At 69.9% G+C, this 17,269-nt stretch carries 17 protein-coding genes and 1 pseudogene; 3 read left to right on the plus strand and 15 right to left on the minus strand.

Annotated elements, in window-relative coordinates; all coding sequences use genetic code 11:
• Positions 1-140: 140 nt before the first annotated feature.
• From BMX29_RS04895 to BMX29_RS04955, 14 genes and pseudogenes are all read right to left on the minus strand, one after another.
• Positions 141-824, minus strand: coding sequence for an aspartate/glutamate racemase family protein (locus tag BMX29_RS04895; protein WP_092810883.1), 684 nt, complete (start codon positions 822-824; stop codon positions 141-143).
• Positions 800-1,753 carry a hypothetical protein gene (locus BMX29_RS04900; RefSeq protein ID WP_092810885.1) on the minus strand — a complete coding sequence of 318 codons (954 nt, stop codon included), beginning with the start codon at positions 1,751-1,753 and terminating at the stop codon, positions 800-802. The genes BMX29_RS04895 and BMX29_RS04900 overlap by 25 nt, the downstream gene beginning before the upstream one ends.
• The gene (locus tag BMX29_RS04905) at positions 1,750-3,075 is read right to left on the minus strand and encodes a TRAP transporter large permease (RefSeq protein WP_043843975.1); all 1,326 of its coding nucleotides are present in this window, start codon (positions 3,073-3,075) and stop codon (positions 1,750-1,752) included. Before BMX29_RS04905 ends, BMX29_RS04900 begins: the two co-directional genes overlap by 4 nt.
• Positions 3,076-3,219: 144 nt before the next feature.
• Positions 3,220-3,711 (minus strand): annotated as a pseudogene (locus BMX29_RS19545) (TRAP transporter small permease); the annotation flags it as partial.
• Between the two features lie 148 nt (positions 3,712-3,859).
• On the minus strand, positions 3,860-4,828 hold the full coding sequence (locus BMX29_RS04910) for a TRAP transporter substrate-binding protein (RefSeq protein WP_092810889.1): 969 nt from the start codon (positions 4,826-4,828) through the stop codon (positions 3,860-3,862).
• A 204-nt stretch (positions 4,829-5,032) separates the two neighbouring features.
• A complete protein-coding gene (locus tag BMX29_RS04915) occupies positions 5,033-6,370 on the minus strand; it encodes an NAD(P)/FAD-dependent oxidoreductase (RefSeq protein ID WP_092810891.1) in 1,338 nt (445 codons plus the stop codon).
• Between the two features lie 102 nt (positions 6,371-6,472).
• The gene (locus tag BMX29_RS04920; protein WP_092810893.1) at positions 6,473-7,519 is read right to left on the minus strand and encodes a TonB family protein; all 1,047 of its coding nucleotides are present in this window, start codon (positions 7,517-7,519) and stop codon (positions 6,473-6,475) included.
• Entirely contained in the window at positions 7,516-7,914 is a 399-nt protein-coding gene (locus BMX29_RS04925) for an ExbD/TolR family protein (protein WP_092811284.1), read from the minus strand. The genes BMX29_RS04920 and BMX29_RS04925 overlap by 4 nt, the downstream gene beginning before the upstream one ends.
• On the minus strand, positions 7,914-8,309 hold the full coding sequence (locus tag BMX29_RS04930) for a biopolymer transporter ExbD (RefSeq protein WP_092810895.1): 396 nt from the start codon (positions 8,307-8,309) through the stop codon (positions 7,914-7,916). Before BMX29_RS04930 ends, BMX29_RS04925 begins: the two co-directional genes overlap by 1 nt.
• Positions 8,302-8,946 carry a MotA/TolQ/ExbB proton channel family protein gene (locus tag BMX29_RS04935; protein ID WP_092810897.1) on the minus strand — a complete coding sequence of 215 codons (645 nt, stop codon included), beginning with the start codon at positions 8,944-8,946 and terminating at the stop codon, positions 8,302-8,304. Before BMX29_RS04935 ends, BMX29_RS04930 begins: the two co-directional genes overlap by 8 nt.
• Entirely contained in the window at positions 8,943-9,380 is a 438-nt protein-coding gene (locus BMX29_RS04940; RefSeq protein WP_092810899.1) for a hypothetical protein, read from the minus strand. Before BMX29_RS04940 ends, BMX29_RS04935 begins: the two co-directional genes overlap by 4 nt.
• A gap of 266 nt (positions 9,381-9,646) precedes the next feature.
• Positions 9,647-11,179, minus strand: coding sequence for a tripartite tricarboxylate transporter permease (locus BMX29_RS04945; RefSeq protein ID WP_092810901.1), 1,533 nt, complete (start codon positions 11,177-11,179; stop codon positions 9,647-9,649).
• A 14-nt stretch (positions 11,180-11,193) separates the two neighbouring features.
• Positions 11,194-11,625 (minus strand): tripartite tricarboxylate transporter TctB family protein, encoded by a 432-nt coding sequence (locus tag BMX29_RS04950; protein ID WP_043843711.1) that lies wholly within the window; start codon positions 11,623-11,625, stop codon positions 11,194-11,196.
• A 100-nt stretch (positions 11,626-11,725) separates the two neighbouring features.
• Complete coding sequence (locus BMX29_RS04955; protein ID WP_051487598.1) at positions 11,726-12,715, minus strand: Bug family tripartite tricarboxylate transporter substrate binding protein; 990 nt, start codon at positions 12,713-12,715, stop codon at positions 11,726-11,728.
• A 176-nt stretch (positions 12,716-12,891) separates the two neighbouring features.
• On the opposite strand from BMX29_RS04955, the gene BMX29_RS04960 reads away from it, so the two are divergent.
• Genes BMX29_RS04960 through BMX29_RS04970 form a run of 3 tightly spaced genes read left to right on the plus strand, consistent with a single transcriptional unit; the run spans position 12,892 to position 16,104 of the window.
• Complete coding sequence (locus BMX29_RS04960; protein WP_092810903.1) at positions 12,892-13,563, plus strand: response regulator transcription factor; 672 nt, start codon at positions 12,892-12,894, stop codon at positions 13,561-13,563.
• Entirely contained in the window at positions 13,556-14,929 is a 1,374-nt protein-coding gene (locus tag BMX29_RS04965) for a sensor histidine kinase (protein ID WP_092810905.1), read from the plus strand. Before BMX29_RS04960 ends, BMX29_RS04965 begins: the two co-directional genes overlap by 8 nt.
• On the plus strand, positions 14,926-16,104 hold the full coding sequence (locus BMX29_RS04970) for an ABC transporter substrate-binding protein (RefSeq protein ID WP_092810907.1): 1,179 nt from the start codon (positions 14,926-14,928) through the stop codon (positions 16,102-16,104). Before BMX29_RS04965 ends, BMX29_RS04970 begins: the two co-directional genes overlap by 4 nt.
• Before the next feature lie 52 nt (positions 16,105-16,156).
• On the opposite strand, the gene BMX29_RS04975 is transcribed toward BMX29_RS04970, so the two are convergent.
• Entirely contained in the window at positions 16,157-17,251 is a 1,095-nt protein-coding gene (locus tag BMX29_RS04975; RefSeq protein ID WP_092810909.1) for a c-type cytochrome, read from the minus strand.
• Positions 17,252-17,269: the final 18 nt, after the last annotated feature.

Genomic DNA, 17,269 nt, shown 5'->3' on the forward strand with positions numbered 1-17,269 from the left:
AGGTCCGGCGCGTTTTCGGTTTGGCAGCATCGGTGTGGGCTCTCGCGTCGTGCCGGAGCTAGAAAGCGGCGGCCGAGGACCGGGGCGCCGCCACTCCTGTCGGACGTGCGGCCGGTCATCTGTCGGAGGATTTGCGAGGTTCAGGCAGGCGCCAGCAGTCTCGCACCGTCGAGGATGCTGAGGACCGGGCGGCCCGTTACGCGGCGTACGGCTTCGGCGTAGGGCGGCAGGTTTCCGCATTCCAGCACGATCGACCCGATCTCGGGCGCGCGGGTCACCAGCGCCTCGGCGGCGGCGGCAACGCGGCCTTCGACTTCAGATCGATCGAAGCTGTCCCGCTGCGCCGCCCGTGCGGCGAGGAACACCGAAGCGAAAAGCGCATCGCCGTCCAGCCCCGCTATCCGTACGTCCTCGGGCTCGGCTCCTGCGGCACGGATCGCACCGGGACCGAGCGCCGCCGCCGAAGCGGTCAGCACGCCCACCGGCGCCCCGCCGGTCGCCGCGCGCGCCAGCGGCACGAGGCTGAGGCCTGAAAGCAGCACGGGAACGCCGAGATCGCGCGCCACGTCCGCCTGCACCGTCACGAGAAACCCGCAGGTCGATGTGACGAGGCACGCCCCTTCCGCCACGAACGTCTCCGCTGCGGCCCGGAAGGCCGACACGAGCTCCGGATCGGGCCTTCCGTCGCGCACGATCTCGGTGCTGCCGGCGCCTGCGACGACAGATACCCGCGCAGGCAGATGGTAGCTCTCGGGGTTGCCGGCGTCGCCCGCGATGCGGGGAAACGCGGTGTCGAGGCTCAGGATTCCGATGAAGCGGGACATGCGGGCGCGGGATCCCTCCGGTCGGGCGGCGTGAAGAGGTAGGGCGTCGCGTAGATCGGCACCTGCGCGAGCGCCACGAACAGGGTCAGGACGGGGTCGAAGGGCAGGGCGGCCAGGACGATCGACATGTTGCGGTTGCCAAAGACCAGTCCCGCCGCGGCCGCGGTCTCGGGCGGGACGACATGCCGCGCGGCGGCGCGGATCACCAGGTGTCCGCCGAAGTTCAGCGCGCAGGCCAGCGTGAACAGCCCCGCGGCCAGCACCGGGTCCGCGGCGATGGCCGCGCCCGTGCCCGACAGCAGTGGAAACAGAAAGCCGATCATCGCCAGCGCCGAGAGCCCGTTCAGAACGTCCGTGTTGCGCTCGATCCGGTCGAGGCCGGCAGTCCTCTGGATCGCGATGCCGCCCGCGATCCCCGCGGCGAGCATCGCCAGAACCCGCCGGGCCATTTCCCAAGGGGTCGCGTCGAGCGTCGCGCCGGTGAACGACAGCGCGAGCGGCATGAGAACCGGCGCCAGCACCACTCCCAGCAGCGTCAGGCGCAACGCCAGCCTCACGTCGCAGCGTACCATCGCCGCCACGTTCGGGGCCGATCCCAGCGGCGCTGTCGAAAAGAAAGCGACTGGCAGGAACGCGAGCCACGGCGCGATTCCCAGCAGGTGCGAGATCAGAACCGCCACCGCCGAGAAGCCGAGTTGCGAGACGATCAGCCACCCCACTAGCCGGGCCGTCCCGAGCGGCGGAAAGAGCCGCGCGAGATCGTCGCGTCCCAGGGGCTGCCTTGCAATGGCCAGCGCCGTGACCAGCGAGACGAGAACAGGCAGCAGCGGCTTCAGCCGCTCGGGCGAGACCGGCACGAACGGCACCGTCACCAGCCCGAGGAGGAGCAGCGCCGAGGCGTGCCGGCCGAGCCAGGTCAGCGCGGTCATCGCGATGCGGCCACCGTCTCGGGCAGCCACGTGGCGAGGCCGGGGAAGACCACGAGTATCGCGACCATCAGCACCATGATCAGGAACATCGGCGCGGCGGTCTTGGCGATGTAGCTCATGTCGTGCTTGGTCATGCCCTGCAGCACGAAGAGGTTGAAGCCCACCGGCGGCGTGATCTGCGCCATCTCGACCACGACCACGACGAAGATGCCGAACCAGATCAGGTCGATGCCCGCCGCGCGGACCATCGGCTCGATGATCGCCATGGTCAGCACCACCGCCGAGATGCCGTCAAGGAACATGCCGATGATGATGTAGAAGACGGTCAGCGCGGCGATCAGGGCGACGGGCGACAGCTCCATCGCGGCGATCATGCCCGCCAGCGCGCGCGGGACCCCGGTGAAGCCCATCGCCAGCGTCAGGAACGCGGCACCCATGAGGATCAAGGCGATCATCGCCGAGGTGCGGGTCGCGCCGAAGAGGCTTTGCAGGAAAGCCTCCCATGTGAGCGACCCCTGCACCGTTGCAAGGATCAGCGCGCCGATCACGCCGAAGGCCGCCGCCTCGGTCGCGGTGGCGATGCCCGCGTACATGGAGCCGATCACCACGAGGATCAGGAGGATCACCGGGATCAGCAATGTCGACGAGCGCAGCTTGTCGATGAACGAGATCTTCGGCTCCTCGGCGTACTTGTCGCGGCGGAACACGTAGGACCAGAGCGCGATGTAGCCCATGAACATCGCCGCCAGCACCATGCCCGGGATCACGCCCGCCATGAAGAGTGCGGTGATGCTCTCCTTCACCGTGACGCCGTAGACGATCAGCGTAAGAGACGGCGGAATCATCAGGCCGAGCGTCGCGGCGCCGGCGAGGGTGCCGATGATCATGAACTCCGGGTAGCCGCGCTTGCGCAGCTCGGGGATCGACATCTTGCCCACCGTGGTCAGCGTCGCCGCCGACGAGCCCGACACGGCGGCAAAGACGGTGCAGCCTACCACGTTCGAATGCAGAAGCCCGCCCGGGAAGCGCGAGAGCCATGGCGCGAGGCCCCTGAACATGTCTTCGGACAGGCGCGTGCGATAGAGGATTTCACCCATCCAGATGAACAGCGGCAGCGAGGTCAGGGTCCAGCTCGAGGCCGAAGTCCAGACCGTGATGCTCATGGAGGTGCCGGGATTGCGCGGGGTGAAGCCGATCATGCCGATATAGGCCACGCCCATCAGCGCCAGCCCGACCCACAGGCCCGATCCCAGCAGGAAGAACAACACGAACAGGAAGACGCCGATCTTGAGGCCCACCGCGTCGTTGTCGAAGCCCGTCATCGCGCGGATTGCGGCGTAGGCGATCAGGGCACAAGCCGCGAACAGAACGAGCCGCGCGCGCACCGAGGACAGGAGGTCGCGCAGGGGCGGGCGCGCCGGCGCGTCGACGCCGAGGTTGTCGGTGAAGAGGATGCCGGCAAGGTGATCGAGCACGGCGATCGCCAGCAGCACCGCGCCCACGGCCATCGAGATCTGCGGGATCCACAGGGGCGTGCCGTCCTGTCCCTGCGAGACATCGTTGATCCGGTGGCTCAGGATCGGCGTCTGCACCGCGTACCACGCGAAGAATAGCGCCACGGCGGCGGCGATGGTGTAGCACCAGATCTCGACGCCCCGGCGGACATTGCCGCTGCGCTCCACGACCATTCCCACGCGGATGTGCTCGTTGCGGCGGAACGTGTCGGCCATGGCGAGGAAGGATGCCGTGGCCATGGCGTAACCCGCGTAGTTCGCGCCGCCGGGCAGCAGGATTCCCATCCAGCGCGTGACCATCTGCGCCACCACGAGGCACAGGATCGCGACGAGCGCGAGCGACGCGCCGTAGCCGGAGATGGCGTAGAGACCGGTCATCGCGCGGCGCAAGGCGCCGCCGGCGGCGCCGCCTCGGGGCGCGGGCTGGGGAGAGGTGGGATGCATGGTGGCGCGGGCCTCGGTGATGGGGCGCGGGGCGCGGAGGAGAGAGGGGCCGGGACAGACCTGGCGCGGGGGACGTTTGCGAAACCGTCCCCCGGAGATGCCGGAGGCCGCGACCCGCGCTCCATTGCACGGCCCGCGGCCCGGTGGCTCACTCGGACTGGTAGGCGTCGACGATGATCTGACCCTGTTCGCCGGTCTGCTCCAGCCATTCCGAGGTCATGGTCTCGCCGATCTCCTGCAGCTTGGCGCTGATCGCCTCGTTCGGAGGATTCACGTCCATGCCATTTTCGGCCAGCGTGTCCACGAAGCCGCCGGCGAGTTCGGCGGCAGTCTCGCTGCCGCGGGTCTGGGCCTCGGCGGCGGCGTCGGTCACGCAGGTCTGCGCCTCTTCGGACAGGCTGTCGAAGGCCTCCGAGTTCACGAAGACCGTGTTGCGCGGAAGCCAGGCCTGCACGTCGTAGAAGTTGGTCATGTCTTCCCAGACGCTTTCATCGACGCCGGTCGAACCCGACGAGATCATCGAGGTCACGACCCCGGTGGCCAGCGCCTGCTTGAGGTCGGCGGCCTCGATCTGCGTGGGCACCATGCCCGCGAGCTCGGCCACACGCGCGGTGATCGCGTTGTAGGCGCGGAACTTTTTGCCCTCCATCTCCTCGGGCGAGCTGACCGGCTGCGAGAAGTAGAGGCCCTGCGGCGGCCACGGCACCGAGTAGAGCAGGCGCAGGTTCTGGTCGCCCAGCACGTCGGTCAGGACCGGCTCGGCGGCCGCGCGCAGCTCTTCGGAGGCCTCGAACGAGGTCGCGAGGAAAGGCACGGAATCGTAGGCGAAGATCTGGTTTTCGTTGGCGTGGGCCGACAGCAGGCGCTCGCCGATCTGGGCCTCGCCCAGTTGAACCGCGCGCTTGATCTCGTCGCCCTTGAAGAGCGAACCGCCCGCGTGGATCGTGATCTCGAGCTCGCCGCTGGTGCACTCGGACACCGCGTCGGCAAAGGCCTGCGCGTTCTCGGTGTGGTAGTTCGAGGCCGGGTAGGCCACCGGCATGTCCCAGGATTGCGCGCTCGCGGCGCCGGCCAGGGCCAGCGTCAGGGCCGTCAGCGATGTCGTGGCTAGTTTCATGGATCGTCCTCTCCGTTGGTCGTCTTCAGTATCGGACCGTTCGGCCCCGGGGCGGGGCGCGCGGCCTCTTGGAATGTGCGCCGACGCTGCCAGAGGCGGTCGACGAAGGAAATGCCGTGCCACATGCCGCGTGCGACTTTGGCCGCATGGTGCCCGCTTCCGAGGCGACTTGCCAGCGCTCCCGAGGGGAGGCCGGGACGCGGCTCAGCCGCCGTGGGCGGTCGCGGTGGCGCGCGCGTGGTGCGCGGGTGACCGGCGGGTCCGTCCGCTTCGGCGGAACCGCGCGACCGAGAAGGGCGAGGCGTCTATCGCGGGTGCACGGCCGGCCACCATGTCGGCCACCAGCGCCGCGGTCATCGGCGCGGCGACGAGGCCGAAATGCCCGTGCCCGAAGGCATAGGTGACGCCGCCGACGCGGGCCGGGCCGATGACAGGCACGCCGTCCGCGGGCGAGGGCCTATTGCCCTGCCAGCGCGTGACCGTGAGAGCATCCGGATCGGTGCCGAGGCCGGGAAAGCACTCCAGCAGCGCGCGGCGCAGGAGGTCGGCGCGGCGCCAGTCCGGGGCGGTCGAGGTCGAGGCCAGCTCCACCTGGCCCGCGACGCGCAGGCCGGTGCGCGTGCGCGTGATCGCGACCTTGAGGTCCTGCGGCATGACCGGGGTCTGCAGATCCGGCGCGCCTTCGGTCAGCTCGATGTGGTAGCCGCGTTCGGCCTCCATCGGGACCCGGTCGCCGCAGGCGCGGACGAGGGCGCCGGAATGGACGCCGGCCGTGACAACGGCGCCGTCGCAGGGAATGTCATCCGTCTCGGTCCGGACCGCGCGCACATGTCCGCCCTCGGTCCGAAGGCCAATCGCCCGCGCGCCGACGTGGCTCATGCCCTGCGCCAGACACCAGTCGGCGATGGCGGCGACGTAGGCGCCGGGCTCGGTGCAATGGCCGCCGTCGTGCAGCAGCACCCCGAAACGATAGTCCGGGGACAGTCCCGGCACCCGCGCTGCCAGCGCTTCGCCCTCGAGCAGGTCGGCGCGAACGCCCGCGTCCCGGCGCAGGCCCCAGGCCAGCGCCTCGGCCTCGTAGGCGGCGCGGTCGCGATACAGGTAGATCAGTCCCTCGCGACGGATCAGGTCCGGCGCACCGACTCGCGCGGCAAGAGCGGAGTGGCGCCCGGCCGCATCGTCGAGAAGCGCGCCGAGCGCGGCGGCGGTGCGCGTCACTCGGGCCTCGGTCCAGCCAGCGGCGAGGAAGCGCAGAAGCCACGGGGCCAAACGGGGCAGGTGCGCCCAGCGGATCGTCAGCGGGCCTTCGCGATCCCGCAGATAGCCGGGCACCTTGGCCCAGAGACCGGGCATCGAGACCGGGGTGTTCGAGGCCGGGCTGAGAAAGGCGCCGTTGCCGAAGCTCGCCGCCTGCGGGCCGCCGAACGTGCCGGGTTCTATCATGGTGACCTTGTGGCCATCCCGCAGCAGCGCCTCTGCCGCGCTGACACCCATGATGCCGCCACCGATCACCGCGATGTGCCGTCCCGTCGCCTCTGTCATGGTCGCCTCTGTCGCCTTCGTGTCGCGGCCGACCTTAGGCCCTGTTCGGGGCAGTCCGCGAGGGGAAAGTCGGTGATCTGATCAAAAATCGCCGGCGCCCGATCAGCGTCTTGCGGCCAGCCTGATGGTGAACGTCCGCGGCGCGCCGGCCGGGGGCGGCGGGAACGGTGCCGCCTGCCGGATATGTGCGAGCGCCGCGCCGTCGAGCGCACCGGAGCCCGAACTCGCCGCGATCTCGATCCCCGCGAGCGCGCCGGACCCGGAGACGGTAAAGCGGACCTGCGCCGTGCCGGAGCGGTTCGTCCGTAACGGTCCGAGCCGCGAGATCCGGCGCATCACAGCGCCGCGGTAGTTGCTGGCCGCCGCGTTCCCGGCTTGCTGGCCCTGTCCAGAGCGCGTGCCCTGTTGCGTGGCGTTCGAGTTCGGGGTTTCCGTGGTTGCGCCGCGCCGGGTGTTGCGTTCGGCCGTGCCGGCGGCCGGGGGCGCGGCCGGTTCCGGGCGCGCCTGACGCTGCGGCTCGGCCTGGCGTCGGGGCGCGGGCTCCGGCTCGGGGGCTGGCCTGTGCCGCGCCTCGAACGCGGCGCTGCGCCGGGCGGGCCGGAGCGAGCGGGCCACGGCGGCGGTATCGGGACTGTCGGCGGCAAGAGCGGAGGTCGGGGCCTCTGGCGTCAGAGCTGCGGCGGGATCGGGCCGGGCGGCCGGTTCCGCCTTGTCGGATCGCGAAACCTCCGGGACCGCTGCCGACCCGGCGGAGAGCATGCCGTCCGCACGCACCGGGGCCTGGGTGGCCGCGGTCTCGGAGCGTGTGGGCGTGGCTTCGGACCGTCCGGCCTCGATGACCTCCGCCGCCCGCGCGGCGCGGATCGGTTCGGTCGGTTCCGGCCGTGGCGCCGTCGCGGCGGGCGCGTTTTGCCCGGCGGATTCTGCACGAGTGATCTCGCGGGGATTCTCGGCGCTCAGCGTGCCCACCGCGAGGTCGGCGAACGTGCCGAGCCGGGCGGCGGCCCCGCCACGCCCCGCCTCGATCTTGATGTCCGGGGCGCGGTCGAGAAGGGCCCAGCCGGCCGCCGCGTGCACCAGCACCGCGCCGGCAAGGGCCAGCGCCTTGCCGATGCCGCCGGAAGGGATGTCCGTTGCCGCGACGCTCATTCAAGGCCCCGTTCGGTCACGATGAGGACCCGGTCGGCCCCGGCGGCACGCAATTCGCCCGAGATGGTGACCAGCGTGGCGGCGGGCAGGTCGCGGTCGGGCACCACCCGGAGCGTCCGCCCGGCTTCCTCGTCCTCGGCCGCCATTTGCTCGGCGTAGTCGGCGGCGCTGGACAGCGTATCCCCCCGGAAACTCAGCCGCCCGTCGGCGTGGATCACCAGCGCATCGCCCGGCGCGCGGCCCTCCAGCTCGGCGGTGCGCACGAGCGAGAGGCCACCGTCCAGCGGGTCTGCCAGCGTGCCGGCCACCATGAAGAAGACCAGCATCAGGAAGACGATGTTGATCAGCGCGATGGTCGGCTCGCGGGTCCGGCGCGGGCGGGTGGCACGGCGGATCACGACGCAGCCCCGAGCACCGTGGGCGCGATGCCGGGAACGCCGCGGATCGCGACGAGAACGTCGGTCAGCCGCTGCGCCGTCACCCCGTCGCGCAATGACACGAGCACCGGTCGGGGCGGGGCATCGGCGGGGGCGTCAGCCGCGCGCTCCACCGCCTCGGCCAGCGCCGCCAGCGATACCGTGTCGCCGTTCAGCCGGACTTCGTCGGCGGCGAGTTGCAGGAACAGCGGCGCCGCCTCGCTGCCGGGCGTGGCCGAGCGCGCGGCGGTGGTCAGCTCGATCTCCGAGAACCGGGTGAAGGTCGAGGTCAGCATGAAGAACAGCAGCAGCAGGAAGATCACGTCGATCAACGACGTCATCGACAACCGCCGCCGAAGGCGGTGTCTACGCATGGTGTGCGGTCGCAGTCGCGGCGGGCGATCCCTCGCGCGGCGACAGGATGGTGTGGATCGCGCGGCTTGCGGTGACGCGCTCGGCATCCATGCGCGCTTCGAACCAGCTCAGGGCGGCGGCAGTGGGCATGGCAACCAGAAGGCCCACGGCGGTGGTGGTCAGCGCCACCCAGATGCCCCCGGCGAGGACGGAGGGATCCACCCGCGCGCCAGCGTCCTGCAACGCCTGGAACGCCTCGATCATGCCGAGCACGGTGCCGAAGAGCCCGAGTAGCGGCGCAAGCTGCGCCACCGTGTCGAGAAAGCGGAAGCCCCGCTCGAGCCGGGCGAAGCGTGCCTCGGCCTCCGCTTCGAGGCGGGCGACGTCCCGTGGCCCGGCGGAAAGGCTCATGTCCACCACCGGGGCGAGGTAGCTGCGCGAGGATGCAAGTTCGCTTCGTGCCGCGGCACGGTCGCCACGGTCCCATGCCGCCACCGCGCTGGTCAGGGCGCGATGCCGGCCGACGCCCGCGCGCGCGAACTGCCAGAGCTTGTAGAGCACGACGGCAAGCGTCAGGACCGAGATCGCGACCAGAACGGCGACGACGGGCCCGCCGATTTCAACAATGGCTTCAATGGACTGAAGGGCAACGTTCATCCGATGACCTCGATCCCGACACGGCTGTCGAGGCGCAGGTCTCGCGTGCAAGCATCTGCGGGCAGGCCCTCCGCCTCGCAAGTCTCGGCCCCGTTGATGAGCACGCGGCCCAGGTCCTCGCACATGGCATCCGGCACGACGAACTGGCGAACGCGGGGCCGGCCGGCGGGCAGGGTGTCGAAGTCGAAGAGGGTCAGGCGCTCGACCTGACCGGCGGCGTCGAAGAGCACGGTCTCGAACACGGCGCGGGTCACGTCCGCGGGGTGGCCGTTCTGAACGAGGAAGGAGAGCGTGCACCCGGCGTCACGCGACTCGGTCTGGTTCAGCTCGATCGACAGGCGCGCTCCGAGATCGTCCTGTGCGGAGGCCGGGAGCACGAGGGTGGAAACATGAAGTATCGCGGCTATCCCGCTGATTAGAAGTGTTTTCGTCATTGACCCATACCTTCCCGCTCTTGCTGAGGTCGCGCCACAATCAGGACCGGACACGATCACGTTTCCCGGACTGGCGCACATTCGACGGCCACCGCTCCGTGTCCGTCGCGTATGCCGGTGCTCCGTTCCACGTCGCCGTGATAGCCGGACCGGTCACCCCGTCAACCCGCGTGGCGGCCGCCGGATCGGGCGGCGCAGCACGGAAAACGAAAACCCCCGCCCGGCGCGTGCCGGACGGGGGCGATGGACCCGGGAAGAGGACGGGCTCAGTCCGTCAGGTCGCGCTCATCCTTCTTCATCTTCCGGCGCAGCGTCGAGGAGACGAAGATCGGGATGATGAAGCCGATGATGGCGATGGCCCAAAGCACGATGGTCAGCGGCGAGGAGATCAGCACCGAGTAGTCGCCGTCGGCGATGGTGACGGCACGGCGGAAATTCACCTCCATCTCGTTGCCAAGAAGAGTGCCGAGGATGATGGGCACGAGGGGCACCTCGAGCTTGCGCAGCGCCCATCCGGCGACCCCGAAGATCAGCATGACCATCAAATCGAAGCTCGATCCCGAGATGCCGTAGATGCCGACGAAGGAGATCATCGCGACGATCGGCATAAGGATGCGCGGCGGCACCATCAGCACGCGGGTGAAGAGCCCCACCATCGGGATGTTCAGCGCGAGCAGCATGAAGTTACCGATGAAGAGCGCCGCGATCAGGCCCCAGACCACGTCGGGGTTCTGCTGGAACAGCAGCGGCCCGGGCGTGATATTGAGCGCCAGCAGCACCGCGAGCAGCACCGCCGTCGTTCCCGATCCCGGCACGCCGAGCGCCAGCATTGGCACGAGTGCGCCGCCTGCCGCCGCGTTGTTGCCGGTCTCGGGCGCCGCGACGCCGCGCGGGTCGCCGGTGCCGAAGGTGCCGTCACGGTCGACCAGCTTCTTTTCCATCGAGTAGGACACGAACGAGCCCAGAGACGCGCCCGCGCCCGGCAGGACGCCCGAGATGAAGCCGAGGATCGAGGTGCGGCCCATGGTCGGAATGCACGATTGGATCATCGGCCAGGTCGGCGTGATGCGTCCGATTTCCATGCGCGGACCGGTGGTCGCGTCCTTCTCGGTGCCGCGATGCTCGAGGAAGATGAACACCTCGGACAGCGCGAAGAGGCCGACGATCGCCACGAGGAAGTCGATGCCGTCGTAGAGGTGGACCTCGCCGAAGGTGAAGCGCGGCACGCCGGTCTGGGTGTCGACACCGATCATCGCCAGCATGATGCCGAGCGCCGCGGCGAACAGCGACTTGGCCTGGTTCTTGGCCGAAATGCCGCCGAGCGTGGCGAAGGCCAGCGCGAAGAGGGCGAAGTATTCCGCCGGGCCGAACAGCAGCGCGACTTTCACGAGCTGCGGTGCCAGCAGAACGAGACCGCAGGTCGACAGGAACGCGCCGACGAAGGACGCGATGCCCGACAACGCCAGCGCTTCGCCGGCCTGTCCCTTGCGGGCCATCGGGTAGCCGTCGAGACAGGTCATCATGGCCGGCTCGTCGCCGGGGATGTTCAGCAGGATCGACGAGATCCGGCCGCCGTACATCGCGCCATAGTAGACCGAGGTCAGCAGGATCAGCGCGCCGGTGGCGTCGAGGCCCAGCGTGAAGGCGAGCGGGATCAGGATGGCGACGCCGTTCGACGGCCCGAGGCCGGGCAGCGCGCCCATGATCGTGCCCAGAAGACAGCCCAGCAGTGCGTAGAGCAGGTTCTGCCAGGAGATGGCGATTGCGAAGCCGTCGCCGAGACTAGCGAGGAGTTCCATGGGTCAGCCTTTCCTCAGAAGCCCAGCGGCCCCTCGGCCAGCGAAAGGCCGAGCAGGAGCTTGAAGATGACGAAGATTCCGAGCGAGGTTCCGACGCCCACGATCACCGCCTCGAGCGGCTTCGATCCCAGCCGCCAGGCGAGGTAGCCGGCGGTCAGCGCGGTCGCGATGACGAAACCGATCTCGGGGAGAAGCTGGCCATAGGCCAGCAGCACGAGCGCGGCGAAGGCGATCTCGGCGAAGCGGCCGGCGCGCGGCCAGTCGGGCTCGGGGTCGGGCTTGAGCAGGAAGTAGACGGACGAGATGCCCAGCAGGACCGCCAGCAGGATGGGGAAGGTCTTGGGGCCGACGGCGTCGCTGATGAAGCTTGTCTGGATCAGGGTGGCCTGCCACGCGAAGAAGATCGCGATGACCAGCCCGATCCCTCCGAAGATGCGGTCGCTCATGGCGGGCACTCCTTGGGATGTGTCGCGGAAAGGGAATGTGCGCCCCCGGCGCTTGGGCCGGGGGCGCGCGGGCGATCCAGGGCCGGATCGTCCGGGGGGATCAGTTGATGAGGCCGATCTCTTTCGAGAGAGTCTCGATCTGGCTGATGGAGTCGTTCACGAAGGCTTCGAACTCCTCGCCGTGCAGGTCGAGAGGCGCGAGGCCGTTGGTCTCCATGACGGCCTTCCACTCTTCGGTGTCGTACATCGTGTCGAGCTGATCGACCCACCAGTTGTAGGCGTCGTCCGACATCTCGCCGGGCGCATAGAAGCCGCGCCAGTTGGCGCCGATCGCCTCGATGCCCTGCTCGGTGGCGGTCGGGAACTCCGAGAATTCGCCTTCGAGACGCTCGGGCGAGAGAACCGCCAGCACCTTGATGTCACCGGAGTCGACGAAGCCCTTGGCTTCCGACAGGTCGCCCGAGAACGCCTGAAGCGAGCCGGCCAGCAGCTGGGTCACTGCCTCGCCGCCGCCCGGGAAGGCGATGTACTTGACCGAACGGACGTCCTCGATGCCGGATTCCTGCGCCGCGATCAGGACCTTGAGGTGGTCCCAGCCGCCAACGGCGGAGCCGCCGCCCACGGAGATCGAGGTCGGGTCTTCCTGCATCGCGTCCAGCAGCGACGGAAGGTCGTCGTACTCGCTGTCGGCGGCCACGGCGATCACGCCGTAATCCGCGCCGATGGTGCCGAGCCAGCGGACCTGGTCCATCGAGTTGCCGGGGTAGGCGCCCTGCGCGAGGCGGGTCGCGGTGGCGGTCGAGGCCGCGACCACGAGGTTGTCGTCGTCGTTGCGCTTGTTCACGACCTGCGCGAACGCGACGCCGCCGCCGCCGCCCGACAGGTTGGTGACCTGCATGGTGCCGGGGATCAGGTCGAGATCCTGCAGCGTCTTGCCGACCTGGCGGCAGGTGAAGTCCCAGCCGCCGCCGGGGTTCGCCGGGGCGATGCATTCGGTGCGCTCGGGCTCGAAGGCCGCGACGGGCGCCGCGATGACCAGTGCGGTGCCGGCCAGAAGCGAAAGGGTGGTGCGACGTGCGATGGACGCCATGGTTCGTCTCCTCCTCGAAGTGTCTTATCCGCATTGCGGCCATGCGCTCGCGGAATGGCTCCTCCTATCCCGCGAACCTGTCACGGAGCTTTCGACGGGCGGCGAATCTTGCCATTCTGCAAAACCTCCGGCATCCGCCCGGGGATCCGGACGGACCGGAGGGGAGGGATCACCACATGCGCGTGCTGCTCTTGGAAGATGCCGAGGACGTGGCCGAGGCGATCCGCGCGAGCTTTGCGCGGCAGGGCGATGCGGTGGATCACGTCCGGTCGGTCTCCGAGGCGGTGGACTGCATCGCGGTGCAGGGCTTCGATGTCGGCATCTTCGACCTCTCTCTGCCGGACGGCAACGGCCGCGCCGCGGTGCGCGCGGCGCGCGATGCGGACAACCCCATGCCGATCCTGATCCTGACCGCACAGAGCGGCATCGAGGACCGGGTCGCCGCGCTTGACGAGGGTGCCGACGACTACCTCGTGAAGCCGTTCGACCTGCGCGAGTTGCACGCACGGGTGCGGGCACTGGCCCGTCGAACGGGCTCCGACAGGGGCGGTGCTGTCACTTATGCCGATCTCGTGTTCGATCCGGCAGGGCGTATCCTGACCATCGACGGTGTGCCCGCCGGCCTGACGCGGCGCGAGACGACACTATTCGAGGTGCTGCTGGCCAACCGCGAACGGATCGTCTCGAAAGAGCGCATCTATGAACGGATGTTCTCGTTCGACGAGGAGGACGTCGCGCTCAACGCGGTCGAGATCCACATGACCCGCCTGCGCAAGAAGCTCGACGCGAGCCGAGTGAAGATCAAGACGCTGCGCGGCCTCGGCTACCAGATGACCGAGCATGGCTGAGGCCTCCGCCGTCCCGCGCCGCCGCCGGTCGATCACGACCCGGCTGGCGCTGACGCTGGCGGCGATCTTCGTGGGCGGCGGCACCGCCATCGCCATCGCCGCGTTGGCCTACGGACGGACCGCCGCCGACCGCTCCTTCGATCGGCTGCTGATCGGCGCGGCCGAGCAGATTGCCGAGGCCGTCGCGGTGCGCGGCGGGCGGCTGATCGTGGACATCCCCGCTTCGGCGTTCGAGCTTCTGTCGCTCGCCGCGGACGACCGCATCGTCTACGCGGTGACGGCGCCCGACGGGGCCTTGGTGACAGGATACCCGGACCTTCCCCGCGCCGAAACGCAAGGCATCTACGATGGCGAGATCACCGGCGCCGACGCGCGCTTCGTCCGGATCGACCGTCTCCTGGCCGAGCGCGCGCTGACGGGGCGGGTGACGGTGGTCGTCGGCCAGACCACGCAGGCCCGGACCGAACTCGCGCGCGAGATCGCCGGCCGGGCTGTCCTGCTGTCGGGGATCGCGGGTCTCTTCATGGCCGGTCTCGCGCTGGTCGCGGTGCGGCGCGCGCTGGCGCCGCTGGACCGGCTGGCACGGCACCTTTCGACCCGAGAGGCGCACGATCTGCGGCCCGTCCCGGTCGAGGTCCCGCGCGAGATCGGGGTCCTCGTGGACACGCTCGACCGTTTCATGGCGCGGGTCGAGCGGCAGGTCTCGGCGACGCAGGCGCTGCTCGGCGATGCACCGCACCAGCTTCGCACGCCCATCGCTGCGATCCGTGCCCATGCCGAACTCGCGCGCGAGGAACGCGACCCCGAGAAGCTGCGTGCCATGGTCACCCGCATCCATCAGCGCGCGCTGAACCTGGGGCGGCTGGCGGACCAGATGCTGAGCCGCGCGATGATCATCCACCGGGCCGACGCCGTGCCGCGTGCGCCGGTCGATCTGCGAGAGGTGGCGATGAGGGCGGTGGACGAAGTGGATCATCTGGGTGGCGGCGCGGGCGTGGGCTTGCACCTGCCCGAGGATGCCGTGCGGGTGGCGGGTGACGCGCTGTCGCTTGGGGAGGCAGTGAAGAACCTGCTGGCCAATGCGCTGCGCTACGGGACGGCACCGGTGGCTGTCTCGGTTTCGGGCGCGGAGGGACGTGCGCGGATCGAGGTCCTCGATGCCGGGCCGGGCATCCCCGAAGGCCAGTGGGTGGACGCCATGTCTCGTTTCGCCGGGCGCAGCGGCGTCTCGGCCGAGAGCGCGGGACTTGGCCTTTCCATCGTCGCTTCCGTCGCCGAAGCGCACGAGGGCACGCTCCGGTTCTCGCATGACGGCGTGCGGTTCCACGCCACGCTGGAAATGCCGATGCTGGGGGCCGGGGCATGAGATGGGCAGGAAATTTCACCTGGGTCTGTGTCGTCGCAGCGGCACGTCGCGCCGGGGCGAAACCGCAAGGAGCCTGCCACGCCACGGATTCCGGGCAGCGCCACGACCCCGAACGTAAGCACCGAGCGCTGGTCCCGGGATTGGTGCTGGCCCTGATCGCCTCTATCGTCGCGGCGCCCGCCGTCGCGCAGACCGAGGCCGAGGTCCGGATCGGGCCCGCCGACGCGCCCGCGCTGATCGTGCGCGGCACCACCGACGCCGACATCTTCCTGCCGGTCCTGCGCGCGTTTCTTGCGACCGAGCCGGACCTCGCGATCCGCTACGAGCAATGGGGATCGAACGACCTGTTCGCCCGCGCGACCGAGGCCTGCGCCGGCGGCGCCGAGGCCGCCGACCTTCTGGTCAGCTCCGCGGTCGACAGCGTCGTGCGGCTTGCCAATGATGGCTGCGCGCAGGCCCATGTCTCGGAGGAAACCGCTACGCTGCCCGCGGGGCAGCTCTGGCGCGACGAGGTCTTCGGCATCACGCAGGAGCCGGCCGTCATGGTCGTCAACCGCGCCGCGGTGCCCGACGCCCCGGTCACGCGTTTCGACCTCATCGACATGCTGCGGCCCGGCGGCGCGCGCGAGAGCCTGCGCGTCGCCACCTACGACATCGAGGAGAGCGGCCTGGGTTACCTCTTTGCCTTCATGGATTCGCTGCAGGCCACCACGTTCGGCAGCCTGATCGAGGCCTTCGACCGCTCGGGCGCGGTGGCGACATGCTGCTCGGCCGAACTGATCGACGGCGTGATCGAGGGGCGCTGGGACCTCGCCTACAACGTGCTCGGCTCCTACGCCGAGGCGCGCGCCGCCGAGAGCGACGAGATCGCCATTGTCGCACCCGAGGACTACACGTTGATGCTGTCGCGCGCGGCGTTCATCCCCGCGGGCGCCGCACGTCCCGAGGCGGCGGGCCGGCTCGTGGACTTTATGTTGTCGGGGCAGGGGCGCGCTGTCCTGCGCGCCAACCACCTGATCCCCCGCATCGACGGGCTTGGTGTCGAGGATGACGTATCGATCCGCCCGATCCCGCTCACCCCGGTTCTGCTTCTTACGACCGACGCGGCCAAGCGGCGCTTGTTCATCGAGCTTTGGCGGAACACGTTCCCCGGTGACCGTGCGGCGGGGCCGTGACGGCAAGCCGCCGAGGGGCGCTGTCAGGTGCCGGGCTGCGCGTCGGTCGCGATCACTCCGCCTCTGCGGTCTCGTTCAGCGTCGCCGGGGCAAGCGAGGCGTAATAGGCCGCCAGCGCCTCGATATCGGCATCGGTCAGCTCCTCTGCTGCGAGGTGCATCAGTTCGCGCACGCGTCCACCGCCGCGCTGGCCATCGCGCCAGAGAGTCAGCTGCTGGCCGAGATAGGACTGGTTCTGGCCCGCGAGCGACGGGAAGGCCTCGTCGAGCTGGTCCGGCCACGGCCCGTGGCAGGCGGCGCAAGCCGGCACGCGGGTGCTGTCCTCGGCCCGCGACAGCGCCCGGCCGCGGGCGACAAGATCGCCGTCCGCACCGTTCACGCTGCCGCCCTCGGGCGCGAAGCCCGCGAAGCGCTCGGCGTACTCGGCCAGCGCGGCGGGCGTTACCTCGGTGGCGGCGTGCTCCATGATGCCGCTGTCGCGCGCGCCGCGGCGATAGGCCGAAAGCGCCTCGGTCATGTAGGCGCGCGACAGGATGTCGAGGCGCGGAATGTGCGGGTTGTCCGTCGCGCCGCGCTCTCCGTGACACGAGGTGCAGTAGGCGAAGTCCCGCGCCGCGGTCTTCTCCATGCCGGTCATCTCGGTGTAGGCCGCGCCGTCCATGCCCTCCTGCACGCGCGTCAGGAAGGCGACGACCGGCCAGACCTCCTCGTCGCGGTCGGCGGGCCAGTGCGGCATTCCCGACATCTTCACGCCCTCGCGCACGATCCAGTGCAGCTCGGCGGGGTTCCAGTGGCCCACGGCCTGCGTGATGTGCGGCGGCAGGGGGGACATCGCCCGCATGGTCGCGGTGCGGCCCCGTCCCGGGGCCGAGTGGCAGTCGGCGCAGGCCGCGTCGAAGTGCTTGGCGCCGAGCGCGGCCATTTCGTCGGTCAGCTCGGGCACGTCGTCCACGGACATGGCTCGCAGGTCCACCGAGTTGCGGAAGGTCGTGTGCAGGACCGAGCCGACACCGGGGAAGTGTCCCACCTTCGCCGACACGTTGTAGAGACCGAGAAAGACCACAGCCGCGCCGACGATCGCGCCGGCGACGGCCAGTCCGCCAAGGGTCCAGGCCACGGTTTCGGGGTCGAGGTCGGGCCGTTTCATCGGCAAGGCTCCGTGACT

Source organism: Roseivivax marinus (genome assembly GCF_900109705.1).
Lineage (GTDB): Bacteria > Pseudomonadota > Alphaproteobacteria > Rhodobacterales > Rhodobacteraceae > Roseivivax > Roseivivax marinus.

Excerpts from the sequence above, each read along its gene's own strand:
- BMX29_RS04965 (WP_092810905.1), top strand. The coding sequence starts at position 13,556 with ATGGCTGAGGCCTCCGCCGTCCCGCGCCGCCGCCGGTCGATCACGACC.
- BMX29_RS04960 (WP_092810903.1), top strand. The coding sequence starts at position 12,892 with ATGCGCGTGCTGCTCTTGGAAGATGCCGAGGACGTGGCCGAGGCGATC.
- BMX29_RS04950 (WP_043843711.1), bottom strand. The coding sequence starts at position 11,625 with ATGAGCGACCGCATCTTCGGAGGGATCGGGCTGGTCATCGCGATCTTC.
- BMX29_RS04895 (WP_092810883.1), bottom strand. The coding sequence starts at position 824 with ATGTCCCGCTTCATCGGAATCCTGAGCCTCGACACCGCGTTTCCCCGC.
- BMX29_RS04955 (WP_051487598.1), bottom strand. The coding sequence starts at position 12,715 with ATGGCGTCCATCGCACGTCGCACCACCCTTTCGCTTCTGGCCGGCACC.
- BMX29_RS04930 (WP_092810895.1), bottom strand. The coding sequence starts at position 8,309 with ATGCGTAGACACCGCCTTCGGCGGCGGTTGTCGATGACGTCGTTGATC.
- BMX29_RS04940 (WP_092810899.1), bottom strand. The coding sequence starts at position 9,380 with ATGACGAAAACACTTCTAATCAGCGGGATAGCCGCGATACTTCATGTT.
- BMX29_RS04945 (WP_092810901.1), bottom strand. The coding sequence starts at position 11,179 with ATGGAACTCCTCGCTAGTCTCGGCGACGGCTTCGCAATCGCCATCTCC.
- BMX29_RS04975 (WP_092810909.1), bottom strand. The coding sequence starts at position 17,251 with ATGAAACGGCCCGACCTCGACCCCGAAACCGTGGCCTGGACCCTTGGC.
- BMX29_RS04920 (WP_092810893.1), bottom strand. The coding sequence starts at position 7,519 with ATGAGCGTCGCGGCAACGGACATCCCTTCCGGCGGCATCGGCAAGGCG.
- BMX29_RS04935 (WP_092810897.1), bottom strand. The coding sequence starts at position 8,946 with ATGAACGTTGCCCTTCAGTCCATTGAAGCCATTGTTGAAATCGGCGGG.
- BMX29_RS04910 (WP_092810889.1), bottom strand. The coding sequence starts at position 4,828 with ATGAAACTAGCCACGACATCGCTGACGGCCCTGACGCTGGCCCTGGCC.
- BMX29_RS04900 (WP_092810885.1), bottom strand. The coding sequence starts at position 1,753 with ATGACCGCGCTGACCTGGCTCGGCCGGCACGCCTCGGCGCTGCTCCTC.
- BMX29_RS04905 (WP_043843975.1), bottom strand. The coding sequence starts at position 3,075 with ATGACGGGCTTCGACAACGACGCGGTGGGCCTCAAGATCGGCGTCTTC.
- BMX29_RS04915 (WP_092810891.1), bottom strand. The coding sequence starts at position 6,370 with ATGACAGAGGCGACGGGACGGCACATCGCGGTGATCGGTGGCGGCATC.
- BMX29_RS04970 (WP_092810907.1), top strand. The coding sequence starts at position 14,926 with ATGAGATGGGCAGGAAATTTCACCTGGGTCTGTGTCGTCGCAGCGGCA.